At 36.3% G+C, this 22,166-nt stretch carries 16 protein-coding genes and 1 pseudogene; 8 read left to right on the forward strand and 9 right to left on the reverse strand.

Going from position 1 to position 22,166, the window contains the following annotated elements; all coding sequences use genetic code 11:
• Positions 1-105: 105 nt before the first annotated feature.
• The 3 genes from ES765_RS19745 to ES765_RS19755 all read right to left on the reverse strand — a co-directional run bounded on the left by ES765_RS19745 (position 106) and on the right by ES765_RS19755 (position 2,113).
• Positions 106-387: a hypothetical protein gene (locus tag ES765_RS19745; RefSeq protein ID WP_138116063.1), complete on the reverse strand. Its 282-nt coding sequence runs from the start codon at positions 385-387 to the stop codon at positions 106-108.
• 18 nt (positions 388-405) lie between these two features.
• A complete protein-coding gene (locus ES765_RS19750; protein WP_138116064.1) occupies positions 406-1,590 on the reverse strand; it encodes a TolC family protein in 1,185 nt (394 codons plus the stop codon).
• An 82-nt stretch (positions 1,591-1,672) separates the two neighbouring features.
• Positions 1,673-2,113, reverse strand: coding sequence for a hypothetical protein (locus ES765_RS19755; RefSeq protein ID WP_138116065.1), 441 nt, complete (start codon positions 2,111-2,113; stop codon positions 1,673-1,675).
• A 507-nt stretch (positions 2,114-2,620) separates the two neighbouring features.
• On the opposite strand from ES765_RS19755, the gene ES765_RS19760 reads away from it, so the two are divergent.
• The 6 genes from ES765_RS19760 (at position 2,621) to ES765_RS19785 (ending at position 6,899) form a co-directional block, all read left to right on the forward strand.
• Positions 2,621-2,878, forward strand: a complete 258-nt coding sequence (locus ES765_RS19760; RefSeq protein WP_138116066.1) for a helix-turn-helix transcriptional regulator — start codon at positions 2,621-2,623, stop codon at positions 2,876-2,878.
• Positions 2,879-2,938: 60 nt separating this feature from the next.
• Positions 2,939-4,144 carry a primase-helicase family protein gene (locus ES765_RS19765; RefSeq protein WP_138116067.1) on the forward strand — a complete coding sequence of 402 codons (1,206 nt, stop codon included), beginning with the start codon at positions 2,939-2,941 and terminating at the stop codon, positions 4,142-4,144.
• A gap of 208 nt (positions 4,145-4,352) precedes the next feature.
• Positions 4,353-5,312 carry a toprim domain-containing protein gene (locus ES765_RS19770; RefSeq protein WP_138116068.1) on the forward strand — a complete coding sequence of 320 codons (960 nt, stop codon included), beginning with the start codon at positions 4,353-4,355 and terminating at the stop codon, positions 5,310-5,312.
• Positions 5,309-5,614, forward strand: a complete 306-nt coding sequence (mbpA, locus tag ES765_RS19775; protein WP_138116069.1) for a mobilization protein MbpA — start codon at positions 5,309-5,311, stop codon at positions 5,612-5,614. The genes ES765_RS19770 and mbpA overlap by 4 nt, the downstream gene beginning before the upstream one ends.
• Positions 5,611-6,480, forward strand: a complete 870-nt coding sequence (locus ES765_RS19780) for a relaxase/mobilization nuclease domain-containing protein (RefSeq protein ID WP_138116070.1) — start codon at positions 5,611-5,613, stop codon at positions 6,478-6,480. The genes mbpA and ES765_RS19780 overlap by 4 nt, the downstream gene beginning before the upstream one ends.
• A gap of 11 nt (positions 6,481-6,491) precedes the next feature.
• A complete protein-coding gene (locus ES765_RS19785; RefSeq protein WP_317131439.1) occupies positions 6,492-6,899 on the forward strand; it encodes a DUF6730 family protein in 408 nt (135 codons plus the stop codon).
• A 229-nt stretch (positions 6,900-7,128) separates the two neighbouring features.
• On the opposite strand, the gene ES765_RS19790 is transcribed toward ES765_RS19785, so the two are convergent.
• Positions 7,129-8,382 (reverse strand): tyrosine-type recombinase/integrase, encoded by a 1,254-nt coding sequence (locus ES765_RS19790; protein ID WP_138116072.1) that lies wholly within the window; start codon positions 8,380-8,382, stop codon positions 7,129-7,131.
• 2,357 nt (positions 8,383-10,739) lie between these two features.
• On the opposite strand from ES765_RS19790, the gene ES765_RS22630 reads away from it, so the two are divergent.
• Positions 10,740-10,871, forward strand: coding sequence for a hypothetical protein (locus ES765_RS22630; RefSeq protein ID WP_262710699.1), 132 nt, complete (start codon positions 10,740-10,742; stop codon positions 10,869-10,871).
• 336 nt (positions 10,872-11,207) lie between these two features.
• Positions 11,208-12,338, forward strand: coding sequence for an alkaline phosphatase (locus ES765_RS19795; RefSeq protein WP_138116073.1), 1,131 nt, complete (start codon positions 11,208-11,210; stop codon positions 12,336-12,338).
• A 902-nt stretch (positions 12,339-13,240) separates the two neighbouring features.
• On the opposite strand, the pseudogene ES765_RS19800 reads toward ES765_RS19795, so the two are convergent.
• The 5 genes and pseudogenes from ES765_RS19800 to ES765_RS19820 all read right to left on the reverse strand — a co-directional run.
• A pseudogene (locus ES765_RS19800) lies at positions 13,241-14,125 on the reverse strand (proline dehydrogenase family protein); the annotation flags it as partial.
• A 462-nt stretch (positions 14,126-14,587) separates the two neighbouring features.
• The gene (locus ES765_RS19805) at positions 14,588-16,186 is read right to left on the reverse strand and encodes an amidohydrolase family protein (protein ID WP_138116074.1); all 1,599 of its coding nucleotides are present in this window, start codon (positions 16,184-16,186) and stop codon (positions 14,588-14,590) included.
• A 98-nt stretch (positions 16,187-16,284) separates the two neighbouring features.
• Positions 16,285-17,790 carry a S10 family peptidase gene (locus tag ES765_RS19810; protein WP_138116075.1) on the reverse strand — a complete coding sequence of 502 codons (1,506 nt, stop codon included), beginning with the start codon at positions 17,788-17,790 and terminating at the stop codon, positions 16,285-16,287.
• A 90-nt stretch (positions 17,791-17,880) separates the two neighbouring features.
• On the reverse strand, positions 17,881-19,383 hold the full coding sequence (locus ES765_RS19815) for a S10 family peptidase (protein ID WP_212744276.1): 1,503 nt from the start codon (positions 19,381-19,383) through the stop codon (positions 17,881-17,883).
• Positions 19,384-19,417: 34 nt separating this feature from the next.
• Complete coding sequence (locus ES765_RS19820) at positions 19,418-21,769, reverse strand: S9 family peptidase (protein WP_138116077.1); 2,352 nt, start codon at positions 21,767-21,769, stop codon at positions 19,418-19,420.
• Positions 21,770-22,166: the final 397 nt, after the last annotated feature.

The following is a 22,166-nucleotide window of genomic DNA, read 5'->3' on the forward strand; positions in this document are numbered from 1 at the left end:
ATTTGGGAAAACAAGGTTATATTTAACATAAGAGAAAGGTGTGGTTTTGAGTGCACCACAAAGGTAACTTTGAGGAACAGAATTCCCTTTCTCTTTTTTAATCGTTTAGGACGCTATTGATTCTAAAGCTTTATTAGCTTTAACAACAATTGTGGCCTCATTAGTTTGTTCATTAGTATCGCTATTTCCTTCTTTATTTTCAGAGGTTCCATTGACATTAAATTCCTCTTGTTCAACAACATTTTTGTCTTCTTTATGATTGCCATCTCCATCGTGTTCGTGACCGTGCTCTTCTGTAGTTTCTGTTTTTGTATTAGCATCTTTACAAGAGGTTATAGTAATCATTGAACCTATAGCTAGTGCGAAAAATATATTTGTAATTTTCATAATTATTTTTTTTAATGTTTATAATTGATGGTTTAATAATTGTGCTTGAAGCAGTTGTAATTCCTTTTCCATTTGCAACATTTTATCAGATGCACTTCGGTAAAACTGAAGCTCTACATAGTAATCCATAAACGAATACTCGCCCAACATATAGGCTTTTAAAAGTAAATCCTCACTTACTGAATTACCTATGGTGCTTTGATACTCATTATATTTTGAAAGCATCAAATGGTAGCGATTAAATGTTTCTTGAAATTGTATGTAGAGTGATGTCGTAATGACTTGGGTGTTGTATTGCTGAAACTCGTAATTAGCTTGCGCAGCTTTTACTTTATTCTTGCTACTCCATAATGGAATAGAAAGGCCACCATAAAAACCCGAATAGTTATTTCCATTTACACCTTGATAATTATACCCGAATGCTACATTTGGAAGTACTTTGTTTTTCTCCAATACTACTTTTTGTAAGGAAGCCTTTTCATTAGCAACTAATTCTTGTAACAAAGGATCCTTAGACAATTTTTCTTGCCAAACATCTTCTATAGTTAAATATTCTATTGTAATTAACGTTGCTGATGAAAGTCCTTCTAAAGGCGTATCACCATTAAGAGTATTAAGTTTGGAAATCAACATTTGAATATCGCTCTCCATCTGTTCAACAACAAACTGCTCTTGAATCCAAACAATTTTGGCTTTATTCAAATCTAAAATACCTACTTGCTCCTTATCATACAATTCTTGAATTTGGTCAAAAACCTGCCTACTTTGGGTTCTTCTTAAGGCTTCAATCGCTTTTTGCTTTTGTATGTAAGTAAGTTCTATAAGAAATTCTTTTGCATTCAATAAAACTTCCTGTCTTTTCTTTGTGTAGGCAGTTTGTAGCTGTTGAGATTTCAAATCGTTCCATTTACCACGAGCAGCGTATACCGTTGGAAATTCAAAAGATTGTGCTATTTGATATTCTGTATACGTATCAGTTGAATTATCACCATAGGGTAAATAATACGCAGAAAGCTGCGGGTCGGGTAAATTGTTCGCACTCTTATTTTCGAGTTGTTGGCTTTCAATAAATGATTGATAGCCATTCAACTCTGTATTGTTCTGTTCAATTTGATTAAGCAGTTCCTCTATAGTTGTAGTTTGAGAGAAACCATTAACAAAGAACAGGCATCCGCAAATTGCGGATACGATGTATTTATTCATTGTTTGAAATTTTTAGGTTTAACCTGAATTATAAATGGAATTTAACCTTCTATTTGAGATAGCGGTTTCTGTTCCGTTTCGATTAACCTAAAGCGGGAGGACCTCGTAAATCGAGGTATGAAAGATAAGGGTTGAAATATTTATTTGGGGGATGATAAATAGGCGGACTTTCATTCTGTCCATTGTCAATTAATAAAGGTCTTTGGGTTTCACAGGGCTTATTTGCAACATCCTTAACGGCAACGGTCTGTTGTTCAACGGTATTTCTTTTAAGGATAATAATATCGCTGGATACGGTAGAATGCAAGTGCATATCCATAAATAATCCAAATAAACCGTCACGAGCTTCATCTTTTTCCTTTGAACCATCATCGTGATGATGGTGTTCGCCAGAATGCGCCAAATCTGAGTGTGAATGAGGACCCTGGTGTTGATGGTGCAAATGTGGAAACGCCTGATGCAGAATGAGCATTGAAAATATGCTCAAAAATAATAATGCCTTTATATGATTGTGCTTTTGCATCAATAGCAAAGGTATACATTATATTGACATTTAATACTTATCCAACCACTTGATATAAATATAGAATTTGGATTAGTACCGTAAAACGAACGTTTTTTAGGACAGTATTTTTAACGTATTACCAATTATTTTATAAGTAATAAAAGAGTACTGGATTACAATTAAGCCAAGCTAAATTTTCAAATCTGCCTTTTTAAAGTTCCTATTTTCTTATCACTTCATTTTTAATTGTTGATAACCCTGTTTTCTTCTTTAAAATCACTTATTTGCCAATATCAAATTTGATTTCATTTGGTATCATATAAAACCAAATCAACGCAACTGATGTTTTTGCCCATACCGTTTGATGAGTTTTGGCTTAATATGTTGAATTACAATTGTTTGTGCATAACTATTTAGAGCCGCTACCATCCCCTATTCACCTATTTTTATACATTTATACTCTAGCAATATTGAAGGAAAACAAAAGCGCTTTTGTTCATTTCGTAACCATAAAAAAGGAAACCGATGGACACTATTTTAATTATCGAACGACTAAATCGTTTGGAAAAACTGTTGATAGCGAACAAAAAGGTATTGACCTTCGAGGAAACCTGTGACTATACAGGGATATCCAGAAGCTACCTGTACAAACTTACCGCAGCAGGTAGTATTCCGCACTCCAAACCCAATGGAAAACTGATTTATTTCGAACGGAAGAAAATTGTTCGTTGGCTACTCCAGAACGAACGGAAATCCGTTAAGAAAATCGGAGACCTTACCTAACCATCCTATTCGATAATCATTTTAGCCAAGGGAATACTCTAGGCCTTTAAATCAATTCTTATGAAAAGAGTACCATACCTAAGGGTGGGCACTTCGTACTATAAACTAGTGCAGGCTCCTACTATCGCAGGACACTTTAACGAAATTCTGGTGCATTGGAACATCGAGACCATCCGTCAAGACCACGGCAAGGATTACCTAAGCAAGGTTCCCAAGTACGATGGTTTTACCTGTATACCAAGCCACATCGATTTCAAACAGGAATACCAAAAATTCTATAACACCTATTCCCCCTTGCCGGCAATTCCCAAGGAAGGGGAATGTAAAATGTCATTGCGTTTTATAGAACATATTTTTGGCAAGCACTACGAGCTTGGACTGGACTATTTACAGTTACTCTATACCAAACCGGTACAGGTGTTGCCTATTCTGTGTTTGGTATCCAAGGAGCGTTCAACGGGCAAGAGCACTTTTCTTAAATGGATGAAGGCCATATTCGATAACAATATGACCTATTTGACCAACGACAGTTTTAGCAGTCAGTTCAATGCTGATTGGGCGAACAAACTGCTCATCTGTATAGACGAAGTACTGTTCAACAAGGAGGAACTTACCGAACGTATCAAATACCTGAGCACGACCAATATCAATAAACTGGAGGCCAAGGGAAAGGACAAAAGAGAGGTGGAGTTCTTTGGTAAATTTATCCTCTGTAGTAACAACGAGGACAGCTTTATCAAGATAGACGGAAACGAGACCCGTTTTTGGGTACTGAAAATACCCGTACTGGAAAAAGAGCGGACGAACTTCCTATATGAACTGATAGCGGAGATACCTGCCCTACTGTTCCATTTACGGCAACGAAGGTTATCGAGTAAGCACAGCACACGGATGTGGTTTACCCCGCAACAGATACGGACAACGGCATTGAATAAATTGGTGCGAAACAACAGAAACAGGGTGGAAAAAGAACTGGCCACTATTCTCGTAGGTGCCATGGAGCAGTTCGATCTGGACAAAATCCATCTTTGCCCCTTAGATGCTCTACAATTGCTGAACAGGACACGAATAAAGACCGACCTGACACAGCTGAGACGCTTATTGAAGCATGACTGGAAATTAAGCAACAAGGACAACACCCTCAGCTATCAAAAATTGGTGATCTGGCAGGACGGCTCCATGCAGCTCTTGGATGCCAAGGGACGCTATTTTACCGTGTTGAAATCCTTTTTACTCGAAAATTTCGATGAACCGATGACAGATTGAGCCGAACCCTTTATCTATCGATGCCGAGGTTGTCATCATTATATCATCATTTGTTCATCAAAAAATAAAACGATGACGGAATAGATAGAAAAAAATAGCAAAATGATGAACCGATGAACGAAACGATGCGGGACAAAACCCTATAGATACTTACCCTTTTAAAGGAATTCATCAAATCATCAAAAAAAACACCAAAAGTAATCTGCTCATGAAAAGAAAAAGAACAAAGGGACTAACGTGCGAAAGAGCCCGAGCCTTTCCCATCGAAAGGGCGCTGGCAAAACTCGGGCACTTTCCGACCAGGACGAACGAAAAAGAAGCTTGGTTCCTGAGCCCTCTGCGCCCAGAGACCCAAGCCTCTTTCAAGGTTTGCAAGAAACTCAATAGATGGTACGACCATGGTGCAGGAAAAGGCGGTAATGTCATAGACCTGATATCCCAGATTACAAAGGGAACTGTAAAAGAGGCATTAAAATTTATAGGAAATGAAAGCGTTCTTTTTTCTTTTCAACAGCAACCGATCTTAGGAAGGGAAACACACATCGACGAAAAAGTATTAATCACAAAAGTCAGAACCCTTGAACATCCTGCATTGTTGGGCTATATAAAATCGAGGGCAATCAACATTCACATCGCTAAAGAATATTTAAAGGAGATCCATTATACTTTTAAGGGAAAACCGTATTTCGCTATCGGACTGAAGAACGATTCCGGTGGATGGGAGCTACGCAACAAGTACCTGAAAAACTGTACCGCGCCAAAGGATGTCACACATATCCAAAATGGCCGTGAAAAACTTACTGTAACGGAGGGGATGTTCGATTTGCTGTCCATTGTAGGCTATCAAGGGAAATCGGGACTAAAGAGTGATTTTCTAATACTGAATTCCACGGTTTTCACCCAAAAAGCAAAGTTGATTTCAGAGAGGTATACCACTGTAGAACTTTATCTAGAAAACGATTCCAATGGAAGGTCGGTTACGGAAATACTAATGGAATACAAGAATTCAAAGGATATGTCAGGAATCTATAGAGGTTATAAGGACATGAACGAATGGTTGGTCAGAAATGCGGAATATCCAAATGGTCAGAAAGCGCAAGATGTGTTTTTGTTGCCACAAAAACAAACTTGCTTTACTCCCGATGGTCGCAAAGAACGTAAAAAATGAAAAGGACCTATATCAAGTTCCGGTGTTCCATCTATGAAAAGAAACTTCTCCAAAAGAGGGCGCAACGGGCAGGGATATCCCTATCCGAATATTGCCGCAGCACCGCTTTTGGAAATAACGTCATCGAACGTTTGACCGAGGAACAATTGACACATTATAAAATGCTGGTAAAATATAAGCACAACTTTACCCGAATCGGGAATATGTTCAAGAAATACAATCCGAAACTTACCAAAGAAGTAGAACAACTAGCGGAAGAAATAAGGTTACATCTCTTTAATTTCAAGAACATTAAAAGATGATAGGAAAGGGAACTTCAATAGCACATACGGGAACAAGTATCGTCTATGGTTGGAACCAGGAGAAGGGCGGGGAAATCGTATTCAGCCAACATTTGGCAGGGGAAAGGCCCCAAGAGGTTACCGAAGAATTCAAACTGATACAGGATATGAACACCCGTTGCCAAAAGAATACCCTGAGCTTTATACTCAGCCCCACACCGAAAGATGGAAAGGACCTGAGCAAGGACCGGTTAGGGGAACTGACCCAAAAGTTTATCAGGGAAATGCAGCTGAAGGAAAATCAGGCCATCGGCTTTGTCCATAGGAACAAGGAACATACCCATGTGCATCTGTATGTGAATCGTATCGGTTTTGACGGCAAGGCGTACAATGATAGTTTTATCGGTAAACAGAGCCAACTGGCAGCAGAGCGGGTGGCAAAGGAAATGGGGCTTACCACGGTCAAGGACGTTCAACAAGAAAAGGAACTGGATTCTATAAAAGTACGTCTCGAAATTAAGAATATACATCAAAGGGTGATGGAGAACGAACGGCCAAAAACCCTGGATGGTTTTATGAAGGCTATGAAAGCACGGAACGTGGAGGTAATTCCAAGCATCAACAAGGCGAACCGACTACAGGGATTCCGTTTTCAATACCAGGGCCACAATTTCAAGGCAAGCGAAGTGCACCGCTCCATGTCCGGAGGAAATATAATGGCACAGCTTTCTCAAAACAAGGGAATAGGAAAACCCATGGAGGCGGGCAAGTCGGTCCAGCTAATGGGAAAGACCTTGGAGATGGGCACCAATCTTGCGGCCAGTGTGGCCAAGAATGCACTGAAAAAAGTAATCACAAAAGCGATCGATACGGGAATCGGATATTAAAACAAAAAGCTATGGGATACAAGAAACTGGACGAAGTAATGGAACTGCTCACCGACGAGCTGGACGGGTTCAACAAGGCATTGGCGAAACTGCAACGGCTGACCAATAACGTGGAGGACATCAGGATACTGCCCGATACTTCTGAAATCGAGAAACTACTGGAAACGCATTTAGAGCGGGAAAAGGAAAATATTCTACAACTTAAGGAATCCGTCCGTTCCCTAGAGGAGCGTTTGGCAAGGACAAGCGTTATACCTAAATTACGTTTATGGCTACACTATTTAATTTGGACAGCTTCCTTGGTCATCATTGGCTATCTAGTTTTTGAGGTATCTAGAATAGAGAAACTACGTCAGGAATCCTTCTCTAACGGGCAGCAAGAAATCAATACAAGCCTGAGAGACTGTTTTGACGAATAGCTGGAGCATAATTCAGATTACGAACAATGGCTCAAAAAAAGGGCTAGTGCTCCAAATCAAAAGTAGTATGCGCCCTATTTCGATTTTACTTTACGCTTATCTATCGGAACACTATAAAATCGAAACAGGATCCGTACGCAGGTAAGTTATGGTAAGATTTGGGGACAACCTATTTGCATTCTCAGGAAAGACTCGAACTCTCTAACTTTATAGTACAAAATCAAGAACTCTAAGACACAACCAATTCATTGGCGTCATCCAACACAGAATTATCAAAACTTTTCAAATATATCTCAGTAGTCCTTATTGAATGATGCCCCAGGCCTTCGCTAATAATTTCTGTAGAAATACCCATATTTTTGGCGATAGTAGCCCAAGAATGACGTATGTAGTAGGATGTTATTTTTTCTTCTATACCAGCATCTTCAGCAATCTTTTTTAATAATTTATTGACCAATCTTCGATCAGAACTATACTTCTTGAACGTTGCTACCGAACCATCATAACCAATAGGAAAAACAAATTCATTCTTTTCCTTGTCTTTCATATAATATTCCAAGATCGTGGCAAACTCATTAGTAATTCGCACGGATAATGGATCTCCAGTTTTGCTGCGACCATAAAAAATTCGATTGTCTCCAATATCAATCAATCTTAGCTTAGCGAGATCAATCAAATTCATCCCTCTACAATTGAACATACATAATAGATAGTTTTGAGTGTGCCAGAGATTACTACCTTCCTTATATCGAAGATTTCTAATGGCAACTATCTTCTCCTTTGTTAGCGCTTTCTTTTTTGTACGTCTAGATGTTGGGATTTTGTAGTGATTAAATGGATTCTTAATTGGAACGTACCTATCTTCCCTCACAGCGCTATTATAAATCGCCCTAATAGCTCGCATATAGGAACTAATCGCATTATTAGAATTACCTCTTGCTTTATTGTCCATTTCAAATTCTTTCAAAAACGTGACATTTAGATGAAAGAGTTTAATGGCCTTACCATTGTTGAACTTTGTAAAAGCTGAAATTGATTCCCTATACCATTTGGCAGTACTTGGCTTTCCTTCTTTTAACTTACGATCAATTAACACCTTGCCACATTCCGACAGTAATATTCCATTTGAAAGATTTTTTTTCAAAGTTGAATCTAACTTGCTGTCCCAAGACTCCTTAATGTTTTCTATTAGTGTATCTACCGTTATATCATTTATGGTAATTCCAAGTTTGTCAATTATTGCTTTGACGGTGTAAATTTTTTCGTTTAAAATTTTATTTATGTAATCGCAATCTCTGTCCCTATTGGCGGTAGCTGATTTCTTAAGAATCATATTTTTAGAATCCCATCCCTCTTTTGATGTGTTATAGGAAAGTCGCAAAATTCTTTGCTTTGTGTGATATAAGCTCAATGCTATCGGAAACAATCCTGAACTATTTTTCGAATGTTTTCTTACATCTAAAACCAATCTAGCCCTCGCCATACTTTTAATTTTACACTGTAAGATACTCAAAAATGTGCTTAGTTTGTGCTTAGTTTTATTTGGTGTGCTTTGGTATGAAACAAAACCAAATTAACATATCTATCATGATATCAACTAATTAAGATTTTAATAAGTTTCCTTTGTCTTATTTTAGCTCTAAAAAAGTCGCCTTCTAAGCAGGCGGTCCTAGGTTCGAATCCTAGTGCCATCACTTCTTCAAAACCCTAGTCATACTGGGGTTTTTTTAATTTAAGTGCTTTCCCAGTTTATTTGATTATATTCAAAAGAATTGCAAAACAGTGGGAGGGGGATTAAGGTAATTATTTTCGACCTTTTAATTCTCTCCATGAACATAAAAATCAAATGAAACGATGCAGGGTTTTCTTATTATCGTGTACTAAACACATAAGTATAAAGAAAAAGAGTGGCGTACGGGATATTATGCTAAGAAGACTGAATGGAAACGGTTAATGGTGATGCCCATTAGAAAACATTCCAATTAGTATATCCTATTAGACTACCTAAAAGATTTAAAAGAAAAAATTAATACTGTTTGTCTACAACAAACAAAAAAATATATTGTTAGATCAAATTAAAGTCTGAATTGTTCAATAAGAGGTCTTATAGGTTTTATGAATCAATCATGAGTTCTTTTAAACCAGATTATAGAGGTACAGACTGGAGTGCTCTGCAGGCATTCAATAAGCAATTTCTTATGGTCTCTTTTATGAAATATCAAAAGAGATGGTTCTGGATTTTAAAGAAACACTATTAAAATAAGGGAACAAGCCTTCGGGTGTTGATAGTTATATTTGATACCTAAGAGCGTTATAGAATAAACATAGTAAAAGGAAAATCCTTTTTACTATGTTTAATAGAAATACTTGACGTAGTTAATCCTGTTGCGACAACTGCCTATTTGATAAAGCTACGGGATGTAGTGTTGGAAAATAATTCTGAAATTGGAGGGTTCAATATTTTAAGAAACTATTGGTTATTGATATTTTATCTTTGTGGTATAGATACTTAAGTTCTAACTAAATTAAGGTATGACCAACATGTATTTAATAATAGAATTATTTGTAAAAGAAATAAAAGGAAATCTAAAGCTAGCTACAATACTAAGATTTCAACAGAAGCAGTGGTGCTTTTAAAAAAAAGCAAAAAAACGAGCTTCCCCTTTCTCGTATCTATATACAAGTCGAACAATTACAAAACCTTTTCTGGCAATTATTCCAGAAGATTAAAACAACTATGCAATAAACTTGAGTTACCAGTAAAACTAAAACCTAAATCAACAAGATATACCTTCATTGATTGTGCTCAACAATTCTTAATTGATAAAATAATAACAGCTCAAATAGTTAATCATAAATGGAAGACTACAACCAGTATCTAAACAAATGATTTCCCTATCGCTGTGCAAGATAGTAGCCATCAAAAAATTATTGATTTAAAATCCTAATATTAATTCTACCCCCTTTTAACCATGGTCAATCCTTCAACAAACGTCACTTAGGCGTATGTTTGACCTATAATTGATACTAAACACTACACTTGTCGTTATTGTCATGAAGAATTCCTTCCAAAACGAAGGCATATCCAGAAGTTTTGTAGTGCTAACTATAGGTCAAAAGACCATCACCAAAAGAATAAAACTTCTATGTTAAAGCCTACAACTGACATTACTACTTTAACAAAATAAGATAGGTAGCATATTATTCCAATTAAAATAATAGATTGATTGTTAATACTATTTCTTTAAGCGTATTCAATATTAGTTTGCCTTTTTATTAGAACATATTTTTCCTTCCCACTATTTTTAGTGCTTAAAACCCGTATTCGTATAAAAAGTTATACATCCGCTTTTTGATTCTTTAAGCACTTAGTAAAGAATTATGGATTACAAACATCACTTCATAGTTCGATTTTCCGAACAGTATTTAACAAGATTTATTATAGTTCCTCAAAAGTTTTCTATTTGTTTTTCAAGTCTTAAAAAAACTTCTCATTTTCTTGACGGTTTTCTTATTGATTTATGGACTTGTCTTTTGTTGCACAGAATAAATTAAAAACGAGATTTACAATCTCACAGAGCTAAACGTGGTCTAAGTAGTAAAAGAGAGCCAATTATCAATGTTGTCGAAGTCTAAGCTTCACCGTATTTAGTAACCTTAATCCTTTCTTTTGTCCTTTCTGATTACTCCTTGAAATTAATCACATTTAAGGAAGTCGAACTTAAGACACATAAACCGTTACCAATTATTTAATACGATAAACGGACATCAATTATAAAGTTAAATAGACATGGTTTACACTTTTGAAATTTATAAATTGTTTGATGCAAACAATTTTTCATGTCTTGGAAAGTAACAACAACTATGGAACAAAAAATAGATGGCTATATCGGAGTGATGGTGCTACCTATTTCGGTCGAATGGTGCCACTTTGAGATACTGCAATTATATTCAGACCCCAAGAAGCTTTAAACTAGGTAATTCCTACTTCTATCCATAACTTTTCCAATACACCTTTTCCAAAAAAAAACCTAATTAGAGTATAAACCCAATATGAAAATAATAAAGGTTTGCCAAAATGGGGCTGTCAGATGGAAGTGATATTATTAGGTATATCTAACTGCGGCTCTAAAAGGAAAATACGTTGCCACTCAAGATATGGGTAAAGGCATTTGGAAGGTGTTTTATAGAAACGTATTTTTAGGTTTCTATAATGAAAACAATATCAGAAATAAACAAGTATTAATTAAGGTTAAGTCAGAATATAGTATAAATTATCTGCCTTAACGAACATTTAAACACGAGCTTATGACATACAAAAACATGATTTACGTTGTTCTATTAGTAATATCGTTCTCCTGTAAATCACAAATAGCTAAAGAACAAGAACCTCCAAAGGCTAAAAATGTTATTCTATTAGTTGGAGATGGCACAGGTTTATCACAAATATCATCAGCTTTTTACTTTAAGAAAACTAGGCCAAATTACGCGCGCTTTAAGCATATAGGGCTAATTAGCACGTCTTCTTCAAGAGAAGATATTACTGATTCCGCTGCAGGTGCTACGGCTTTTGCCTCTGGAGTAAAGACATATAATGGTGCCATTGGTGTTGCCGATGATTCTACTGAAGTTAAAAATTTGGTTGAAATTGTGTCACTGAAACATATCAAAACCGGCGTAATATCTACCTCATCCATACAACATGCTACACCAGCAAGTTTCTATGCTCATACTATAAATAGAAGGCTCTATGAAGACATTGCAGCAGATATGGTCGTATCTGATATTGATTTTTTTGCAGGAGGTGGTACAAAGTTTTTTAATAAAAGAAAAGATGAGAAAGACTTAATAGAAGAATTGAAAACAAACAGGTTTGGTATAGATACTACCGATTTGGGTGATTTTGCAGGAATTAAACAGTATTCTAAAATGGCTTATTTATTAGCAGAAGACGAAATGAAACCTATGTCTAAAGGTCGTGGTAATTTTTTACCAAAAGCCACCGAATTAGGTATTCAATTTCTTAGTAAGGATATAGATAATTCAAATTTTTTCATAATGATCGAAGGTTCTCAAATAGATTGGGGAGGTCATGACAATGATGCTGATTATCTTATCTCAGAGCTTATTGATTTTGATGATGCTATCGGAAAGGCTTTGGATTTTGCAGAGAAAGATGGCAATACATTGGTAATTGTAACTGCCGATCATGAAACTGGAGGATTTACCTTATCGTCAACGCTTAAGAAAACGGAAGATGGCAAATCTTACAGTGATTATAATGAAATTACAGGAACTTTTTCTACCAATGGGCATTCGGCAACATTAATCCCCGTATTCGCTTATGGCCCAGGAGCTGAATCATTTTCTGGCATTTATGAAAATATTGAAATCTTTCATAAGATACTGGAAGCAACTAATTGGAATAATAAGAATTAATCGCTCATTAGTATAACTCAAGCGGATATTAAAAATCGATATCTGATTTTGAATATAAAAACTATTGCCAATCAATTAGACGGCCGTGAGCGGTAAAGCCCATCGCGCGCCTCTAACGCTAACGTTCGAACGGGTCACGTATACGGCGGTCGTTATACCAGAACTTTAAAACAAGGTAGTGCGTTAGCATTCTTTGATAACCCCTCGTTCTTAGCTGTTTTTCAGTTATCGTAGTTCTAAGTAATACATGCGGCACATATTATGAAGAAAGTTAGCAATGGTTGGCTATGACAATCCTATTCCTAAATTGACAAGTATTACAGGGTAGCTAACAAGAAACCGCTACCCAACTTATTAAACTTTTTCATAAACCATTAAAAAATTAAAGTAATGAAAAGCATTTCAGCGAACATTATTTAAAAATTTAATTCGCCTTTTCACAGGAGCATTCAATTTGCACCTTCTTTTATTTTAAAAAAAAATTAAGACTAGTTTTAAGTAATAGTAATATTTAAATGATAATCGAATAACTAAAATTTGATTCTAAGTGCAACACGAATATTTAAAACAGATGGGCCTGGCCCAATCTGTTTTGGACTCCATATTAATATTCGCCTTGCGTGAAAAATTATAAACAACTTTTCCTTTTTCAAAAGTATCAGATTTAGTCATTACTCAAGGTAGGATTATCGTAAACAGCAATAGCTGGTCAAATAGGTGTTATAAGGCGATTTTTTCCAAAGAAAACTGACTCGAACAAAAGAGTAAAAGAAGTGGAAAGATTACTAAATTACTGACCAATTAGAAAGTTTAATTATAACACCCTTATTGAAGTCCTAAAAATTAAGTGTATTACACTAATGTGTTGAACTCAGCTATTATTTTAATACAAGAATTATAATTTAGTGAAAAACAATACCATTTATTTTTCTTCTCTTAATTTCTTGTTGAATTAGAGAAATCTCCCTGGAGGTCTGAGTACCTATCGAGGTGTTCTCCTCAGCTCTTCTAAATAGGTGTGGGATGACTTCTTTTATAGTTCCGAATGGAACATATTTTGCCGTATTATAACCGTTTGCAGCTAAATTGTAACTTATATCATCACTCACACCATAGAGCTTTCCAAACCAAATACGACCATCGTTTTTTTTTAAAACCTTTATTAACCATTTTATCGATAAGTCTACGACAGCTTGATTCATTATGAGTTCCTATAAAAATATTAAATACTTAATTGCATAAGAAATACCATTGTCAAAGTTTAAATCGGTCATTTCTTTATCGAGACAGATTGGACTTTTATAACCTGTATTTTTGGCGCGTTCCCTTTCTTTCTCCATATACGTTCCTCGGACTAATTTAACACCTACTTTGATATTGTTATTATATCCAAAAGAACACAAATATTATAAGTATGTTAACCGATCCCAACGATACATTTGAATAGTGGAAAATACAACAGCTCTCTTGAAATTATTATTCAACATCATTTCTTCAGTTAACTTATCTACAGCGTTTTGAAGCCATGATTCTTCAGCATCAATCATGATTTTTAGGTGATTTGTAGAAGCTACAGTACTACATAAAATGTCAAATCTTTCAATTATTCTATTCCATTCACTAATTTCGTTATTAGTCATAATAATATTAGCTGATTTCTTTTCAAAAATTGCAGACCTACCCAAACCCGTTGGTTTAAAAACTAAAAAAGGTATTGCCTTTGAAATTTTAGCATGATTACAAACCTCCAGCATAGTTTGCAATGTATTATCAAAAAACTTTTCATTTACCTTTCCTTCTACTGATTAATCTAAAATTGAGTATACCCCTCCAGTTTCAAACAAATCATCTACTGTTGATTGGCAAGCTAAAATAGTTTCACCTCCACAGAATTGGTCAAAAACAGTATGTTTTAGAGTAGGTGAAATGGGGGAGCCAATACGGAGTAGAAAATTAGTAATAGGCTTGGCAATTTTAACAAGCCAAGCCTTACTAATGATTGTGAAAATGAATTATGCCTTTTTTAATTTACTGTTGGTTTTCGATTGAAAGGCATTTTTTGTGTTAGCGAAATTAATTACATTTTGCACGTGAATACATTTTTCATTTTTATGAAAAATCTAATGATCTAATATGATTGGAATCTTACTATAGCTAAATTCATCTCTAAAAAATATTTGGAACTATAATAATATCAATACTACGCCATTGCTTATAGATAAATTTTTAACTCGACCTCTTATTAGACCCTAATCCTTATTCATTCCGGGCTGTGTCAGTTTATAATTAGTTTTTTCTTTTTCTTTTTTAACCATATTTCGAACATCCGATAGTAATTTTTTTGCATCATAAATAATACCATCTTTAATGGTGTATTTCACTCCACCTACACGTATTACCTTATTATCCTCGGTTAACTTTATGGCTCCTGTACCATATAATGTTTGAAGGTTCTCAAGTGGATTTTCTTCCACTATTACAAAATCGGCCAATTTTCCGACTTCAATAGATCCTATTTCTTTATCCATACCAATTGCCTCGGCTCCGTTTAAAGTAGCCGCTTTAATAACCTCCAATGGGTGGAAACCAGCTTCTCGAAGCAATTCCAATTCGCGTGGATAGGCAAAACCATATAATTCGTAAATAAAACCTGCATCTGTACCTACCGTTACTCTTCCTCCCCTATTCTTAAATTCATTAATGAAAGTCATCCATAGCTTATAGTTTTCTTTCCATTCAATTTCTTGCTCCGTTCCCCAATTATGCCAATAGGAACCATGTGATTGTCTGCTTGGCGCATAATAATCCCATAATGAAGGTAATGTATATTCTTCGTGAAATTCAGCTCTACGAGCACGATTCAAATCTCTATTTGCTTCATAAATCACAAATGTTGGAGATAGGGTGAAATCAAGATCTATAAGTTCATTCATAACACTATTCCACTTATCACTATATGGAGCCGCTGCCTGCTTCCATAATTGCCCTGCTTCCCCAAAACGATCTTGTTCATTCTGATAATTATAATCTAGAGAATAGTCCTGGACTGTTCTATCATCAAAAAGCGCTTCAGGCAAACCATACCAATGTTCCAAAGAAGTAAGACCAGCTCTTGCACTATTCAAAACGTTCCAACTACCTACATAAAGTTGGGCATGATGCATTTTGGAACGAAGACCTAACTTTTTATTTTCATCCAATGCGGCAGTCATAACTTCAGGAGATGCACCAAAAAATTTAATTCCATCAGCACCGAGTTTTGCATTATTTTGAACCCATTTCCTTGCTTGTTCTCCAGTAGAAATAGGTTGTTTACTACCCTGTCCGAATGCGGTATAAGCCATTATTCTCGGCGCAGTTATTTTATTTTGGGCACTTTTCCTTTTTTCGTTAAGAACCCAATCAAGTCCATTACCACTACTAGGGTCTACTATCGTAGTTATGCCATGTCCCATCCATAATTTAAACACGTATTCAGCCGATGTTCCTTGTGATTCACCTCCAATGTGTGCATGGGTGTCTATAAAACCTGGCATTATGTATAATCCTTCGGCATTTAGTTCTTTTCCTCCTGGCCTCAGTTTTGGTCGTCTAGACTCCTCTATTGGCACCCCCGGATAGCCTACTATTTTAACATCGACAATTATATTGTTTTCAACTACAATATCAACTGGGCCGATCGGTGGGGCCAGTGTTCCATTAATTAAGGTGGCGCCTCTTATAATTAATTGCGACCAAGGTCCTTCACCCTCTTTCCGGTCAGGAGCTTCAAGAATTTGAGCCTGAGTAGAACTAAGTGATATAAATAAACAGATTAATAATAGTGATTTATTCTTTAAATTTTTCATTAGATTTTTCGATTTTGATTATAAATTTTAAGTACTGATTATTCATGATTGAAGTACAGTGAATTTCATTTTATTAAGGAACTGTTATTTTGTTTAAATCAGTTTTTTACCCCCCTATGGTATTGAGCGGCCTGTCCTTTCTGAGGTGTAGATTTTTTAATAAATTCTCTAATATGTTCATTGGATGTTGCTAAATCCTCTTTACGTAAATACATCATATGTCCGCTTCTATATCCTTCCCAACTCATTCGTTCACGTAATTTCCCACTTGTATCCATTTGCCATAGATTATATTTTGCGTTAAAATAATCAGTGCCTCCATCAAAATATCCGGATTGAACCATTACGTGTAGATAAGGGTTCTGTGCCATAGCTTGACGTAAGTCATCACCAGTCGTATTACCACTTCTGTCCCATGGATGTACTGGTCCGAACATATTATATTTGAGATCGGTATTGTATTTCAAATGATTTTTAATGTAAGAGTTGATAGCTGGAGTGAAAGAATGTAACCACGAAGTAAGTTCTGCTGAATAATCAGGTCGTTCACCGGCTTCCATTTTATCTATTCCTAAGTACCTTGAATCAAGCCTTCCAATAGTAAAGCCTTCATCTCGTAATAATTCTTTCCAAAAAAAACCTTTGGGGATTCGGAGATTGTGCTCTAGAATCACCTTCTCGGACAACCCAGAATACTTTGCCATTCGGGCAGCTGCTTTAATTTTTTCTGTCTCTGACAAAAAGCCACCTTTCGCCATAATCGGAATTAGTTCGTTAACGGTATATTCCTCTACCTCCGGCAACAAGTCGGTTAAATCTTTGACCTGCAGCTCAGCAGGGAGTTTTTTATGATACCATGCAGCTGCAGCATAATAAGGAAGAAGGTTAGCGGCTTCTACAGCGGTGCCACGCTCTATTCCTAATCCAGTTGGCGACACCAATATGACCCCGTTAAGATACATCCAGTGCGAATTTTGTAATTCCAGTGATAACCCAGAGACACGAGGCGTAGCATAACTTTCTCCAATAAGGTATTTTGGTGACTCCCAACGGTTTTGTCTCGTCACGAACGTATTTACCCAACTAGCAAGGTATTTAATATCGGGATTGACACCGAAGAACCTTTTTGACACCTCTTTATCGTCCATGGTACTCACAGCTCTAGAATAACCAGTGTTTACAGGGTTTACATAAACAATGTCGGCTACATCAAGAATTGAATATGGATTATCTTTAATACCATAAGGTTGTACAGGGTAACCTTCCTCATCTATCTTAAGTATTTTAGGCCCCGTGTACGCAATATGCATCCAAACTGATGCTGAACCAGGGCCCCCATTAAAAGAAATGATAAGGGGTCTTTTTGCTTTGTTGTTGATACCAGACCGTTCATAATATGTAAAATAAAGCCCTGCAATAATTTCTCCTTTTTCGTCCCAAACAGGTTGTTTTCCGGTCGTGGCCGTGTATTTAATCTGTGACCCCTTTATAGTAACTTCTCCACTTGTGGTTACCGTAGAATCCATACTGGTATTGAGTTGCTGCGCATTTAGTGGCAAAGCAATAATTAACCATACTGTTGTCATTGTCAATATTCTTTTCATCTCATTTGATTTTAATTAATCGTTTTAGGTTAGGTATATGTTGGCAAACCTTTGTTCTCATAATTCATTTGAACTACCGTGAATCATTCGCTAGTTTCTTTTTCTAATATATTGAGCGGGTTCACCTTCTTTAGGGGTAGATCGTCGAATGAACTCTCGAATATGTTCGTTTGAGGTTGCTAAATCTTCACTTCGTAAATACATCATGTGTCCGCTTCGGTATCCTTCCCAACTCATGCGATCTCGCAACTTTCCACTAGGGTCCATTTGCCACAGATTATATTGTGCATTGAAATAGTCTGTAGCGCCATCATAATATCCTGATTGCACCATCACATGTAAATAAGGGTTCTGTGCCATGGCTTGACGTAAATCTTCGCCTGTAGTGTTATCACTTCTATCCCATGGACGAGTTTTGCCTGCTATATAATATTCTAAATCGGTATTATAATTAAGGTGATTCTTAAAATAATAATTTATGGCAGGGGTGAAACTGTGCTGCCATGATTTGTATTCTGCGGCATAATCTGGTCTATCACCTGCGTTACTTTTATCTATGCCTAAATATCTTGAGTCTAGCCTACCTATCGTTAAACTCTCTTCACGCAAGAGATCCTTCCAGAAAAAATTCTTCGGAATTCTAAGGTCGTGTTCTAAAACTACTTTTTTAGATAACCCTGTATACTTTGCGATGCGAATAGCAGCTTTTTCTTTTTCTGCGTTTGGAAGAAAACCTCCTTTGGCCATTATCGAAATAAGTTCGTTAATAGTATAATATTCTACTTCTGTCAACAATTCGGGTAGGTCTTTAGCCTGTAGATCTGGTGATAATTTCTTATGATACCAAGCAGTTGCGGCAAAATATGGAAGCAAATTGGCTGCCTCTACAGCGGTACCGCGTTCAATGCCCAATCCGGTCGGAGAAACTAATACAACTCCGTTCAGATACATCCAATGTGCATTCTGAAGTTCTAATGAAAGTCCAGAAACTCTAGGTGTACCGTAGCTCTCACCGATTAGGTATTTTGGTGATTCCCAACGGTTCTGTCGTGTTACGAAAGTATTTATCCAGCTTGCTAAATATTTTATATCGGCATTGACACCGAAAAATCTCTTTGCGACCTCTTTCTTATCCATGGAATCGATAGCTCTTGAAAAACCGGTATTTACAGGTTCTACATAAACAATATCGGCTACATCTAATATTGAATGTGGATTCTCTTCAACGCCATAAGGTTGAACAGGATACCCTTCGTTATCAACTTTCACCTTGTAAGGACCTGTATACCCAAGATGCATCCATACCGAAGCGGCACCAGGACCACCATTGAATGAAATGAACAATGGCCGTTTGGATTTATCTTTGATATTTGATCTTTCATAATAGGTAAAATAGAGACCCGCAATAATATTACCTTTATCATCCCAAACAGGTTGTTTCCCTGCTGTTGCCTTATATTTAACAGAAACTCCCTTAATGGTAACTTGCCCGTTGGTGATTACCGTCGAGTCCATGCTGGTGTTTACCTGTTGCGCAGTTAAGGACGGTGCTATAATCATTAGTATTACAAATAACTTTAAGATTTTTTTCATTTTCATAATGGTATGATTAGTTAAATATTTTGGCTTATTCTTTTGGTATTAAAGTGTCTTGGAATAATTTTAGAATACGTTTATACTGATCTGTCCAACTAGTGGGGTCGACAAAATTATGATCTTCTAAAGGGTATACAGCAAGCTCCCAATCATCTTTACCTAATTCGATAAGTCTTTGAGTAAGCCGCACTATATCCTGAAAATTAACATTTACATCTACAATGCCGTGCGTCATTAATAGATTACCTTTTAAACCATCAGCAAAATATATGGGAGAACTTCTCTTATAAGCTATTTCATCCGTGAGTGGTTCGTTGAGAATATTGGAGGTATAACCTTGGTTGTAATGTGCCCAATCAGTTACTGAACGTAATGCTGCTCCTGATTTAAATACATCAGGTTCGGTAAACAGCCCCATTAGGGTCAGAAAACCACCATAAGAACCTCCGTACAATCCAATATAATCTGAATTTACACCATATTTGTCAGTTAGCAATTTGGCGCCATCGGTCAAATCAGAAAGATCTTTTCCACCCATATGACGGTAAATTCCCGTTCGAATGTCCCGACCGTAACCTGAACTTGCCGTATAGTCTATATTGATAACGGTAAAGCCTTTATCTACCAATAGGTTATTAAACATATATTCCCTGAAATGATAACTCCACCAATAGTGTACATTTTGTAAATATCCATTCGAATGGATAAACACTACTGCGGGTTTATTAGGTAGGGGCGTAGATGGTGAAAATACCTGTGCGTAAATGTCCGTTCCGTATCTGTTTTTAAAGGTGATCATCTCTGGCGTTTTCCAAGGGTATGCATCATATGTTTTAGATGTTGACTTCGTAATTCGCTTTGCAGTTGCACCTGGCTTGTTTTCTTGTAGAAATATTTCCCAAGGTTGTGTGGTATTGGAATATCGTATAGCCAGCCATTTTTCATCAGGAGACATGGTAACTTCATTGCCTCCTTTCATTGATGTCAATTTGACCAACTTACCTCCTTCAATTGGTATGTTATAGAAGTGCGTGATACCAGGATGCTCTATGTTCGCAGTGTAATAGAACGATTTTTTGTCATTAGAAAGCTGTAAAGTCAGTACTTCATATTTTCCTGAAGTTAGTTGCTTCTTTTGACCCGTCTCAATATTTAGATTATAGAGATGTGAATATCCTGTTTCTTCGCTCTGGAAATAGATGGTTCTGCCATCTATCCAACCCATTTCAGGTGTTCGGTATCTGGGTCCAACACCAGGTCCCCCAATCCAAGCCTCATCATGTTGATGATCTAACAATGATAGCTTCCCGCTTAATGGGTTGAGTTTCATTATCCATCGGTCTTTGCTATCCAACGACATAACGTTGACTATGGCAAGGGATTCATCGGGACTCCATAAGGGTTCTCCGACATGTACTTCCCTATCAAGATTTTCATTCTTCCGTTTTTTCAATTGTTGCGGATATTCTTCCAAATATTTGGGAATCCTTTTAATTTCTGGAATATTTCCGGTTAAGACATCATAAATAGTATCCTTCTTAAGATCGTAAATTTTAGTAGCAAAGGTCTCCACATGCGACCCTACTTTTGTTCTACCCGGTATATCTTCGGTGTAACCAGAACGGGTCACATAATTTGGAACAATAATATTTTTACTTTGTTTTAATTGATCGGCTATTGTAAAAACGACGTATCTGGTAGATGGATCGATACTGATGTTGGATATGGAACTCGATTTAGGAAGGTAGTATTTAATAGGCGTTTGTGTAGTTTTTACGTTATTGCCTTCCTCCTTTTTAAGAATATTAAAAATTGCCAATTGATCTTGTTCCAACCATTGGTCCTGATTATTTAGCTTTTCTTTGTAATTGGAATCTTCTTTGGTAAAATACGTTAACTGTTTCAACCCTTGTCCTGAAATTGATATGCTATACAAGTTTTGGCTCTTTTGAAAAACAATCAAACTTTCATTGTAATTAAAAATTGGGTCAGTTTCTTCTTCGGTAGTGCTTACCAGACGTGTTTCAGTATTGCTTTTAATGTTTTTAATGAAAATATCCCCATTGCGTTCAAACAAAATCCTTTTCGAGTCTTTTGAATAGGATATGCTTCTCTTTTTAAGGTCTTGACTTGTACTGGTTGATATTGGAATCGGAATCAAATTTCCAATGGAAATTTCATAAACGGAACTTTCTTTTTTATCAATGGGTCTCCAATTAAAATATAAGTTACTACTGTTTTCATTCCACTCAATATTATCTGGAACTTTGCGCAGATAAACAGAGTCGGACATTATCTTTTCAACAGTTAAAACCTCATCTTTCTGGGTATATACAAGGAGGCATTGTAAGACAAAAATTGTAATTGCTATTACTTTTTTCATAGGAGTTTTATAATTGAATATCAAATAACCTAGGGTGGTATTCTGACCTAATTGAAACAAAACACATAAAGACAGATGCAATAATTAACCTCAATGAAATTTCCAATCATTTAAGATTCGTCCATAATAATCTATTTAAGAATAAATCTTTATTCTAAACCAATCCTGTCCTAAACGTTTTCAAGAATGAATAACTTTACTGTTTTCATTGACCTAAAGCTACCGTTTTGGTTTTTTTCAGAATAGAACCCCCTGTACGATATTTTGTTTAGGCGGCGGATGGTCTTGAAAAGGGTGGTCGAGCCATTTTTGGAGGTCTACCTTAACAAAAAGGTTGAGTCTTATAAAAGCGACCAGATTTGATAAGTACCATTTGTATTTTGCCATAGCTTTCAGT

Source organism: Maribacter sp. ACAM166, assembly GCF_005771495.1.
In the GTDB taxonomy this organism is placed as follows: domain Bacteria; phylum Bacteroidota; class Bacteroidia; order Flavobacteriales; family Flavobacteriaceae; genus Maribacter.

Bases quoted from the DNA above. Each gene is read 5' to 3' on its own strand.
- ES765_RS19745 (WP_138116063.1), bottom strand. From the start codon at position 387: ATGAAAATTACAAATATATTTTTCGCACTAGCTATAGGTTCAATGATT.
- ES765_RS19750 (WP_138116064.1), bottom strand. From the start codon at position 1,590: ATGAATAAATACATCGTATCCGCAATTTGCGGATGCCTGTTCTTTGTT.
- ES765_RS19755 (WP_138116065.1), bottom strand. From the start codon at position 2,113: ATGCAAAAGCACAATCATATAAAGGCATTATTATTTTTGAGCATATTT.
- ES765_RS19760 (WP_138116066.1), top strand. From the start codon at position 2,621: ATGGACACTATTTTAATTATCGAACGACTAAATCGTTTGGAAAAACTG.
- ES765_RS19765 (WP_138116067.1), top strand. From the start codon at position 2,939: ATGAAAAGAGTACCATACCTAAGGGTGGGCACTTCGTACTATAAACTA.
- ES765_RS19770 (WP_138116068.1), top strand. From the start codon at position 4,353: ATGAAAAGAAAAAGAACAAAGGGACTAACGTGCGAAAGAGCCCGAGCC.
- mbpA (WP_138116069.1), top strand. From the start codon at position 5,309: ATGAAAAGGACCTATATCAAGTTCCGGTGTTCCATCTATGAAAAGAAA.
- ES765_RS19780 (WP_138116070.1), top strand. From the start codon at position 5,611: ATGATAGGAAAGGGAACTTCAATAGCACATACGGGAACAAGTATCGTC.
- ES765_RS19785 (WP_317131439.1), top strand. From the start codon at position 6,492: ATGGGATACAAGAAACTGGACGAAGTAATGGAACTGCTCACCGACGAG.
- ES765_RS19790 (WP_138116072.1), bottom strand. From the start codon at position 8,382: ATGGCGAGGGCTAGATTGGTTTTAGATGTAAGAAAACATTCGAAAAAT.
- ES765_RS22630 (WP_262710699.1), top strand. From the start codon at position 10,740: ATGTCTTGGAAAGTAACAACAACTATGGAACAAAAAATAGATGGCTAT.
- ES765_RS19795 (WP_138116073.1), top strand. From the start codon at position 11,208: ATGACATACAAAAACATGATTTACGTTGTTCTATTAGTAATATCGTTC.
- ES765_RS19805 (WP_138116074.1), bottom strand. From the start codon at position 16,186: ATGAAAAATTTAAAGAATAAATCACTATTATTAATCTGTTTATTTATA.
- ES765_RS19810 (WP_138116075.1), bottom strand. From the start codon at position 17,790: ATGAAAAGAATATTGACAATGACAACAGTATGGTTAATTATTGCTTTG.
- ES765_RS19815 (WP_212744276.1), bottom strand. From the start codon at position 19,383: ATGAAAAAAATCTTAAAGTTATTTGTAATACTAATGATTATAGCACCG.
- ES765_RS19820 (WP_138116077.1), bottom strand. From the start codon at position 21,769: ATGAAAAAAGTAATAGCAATTACAATTTTTGTCTTACAATGCCTCCTT.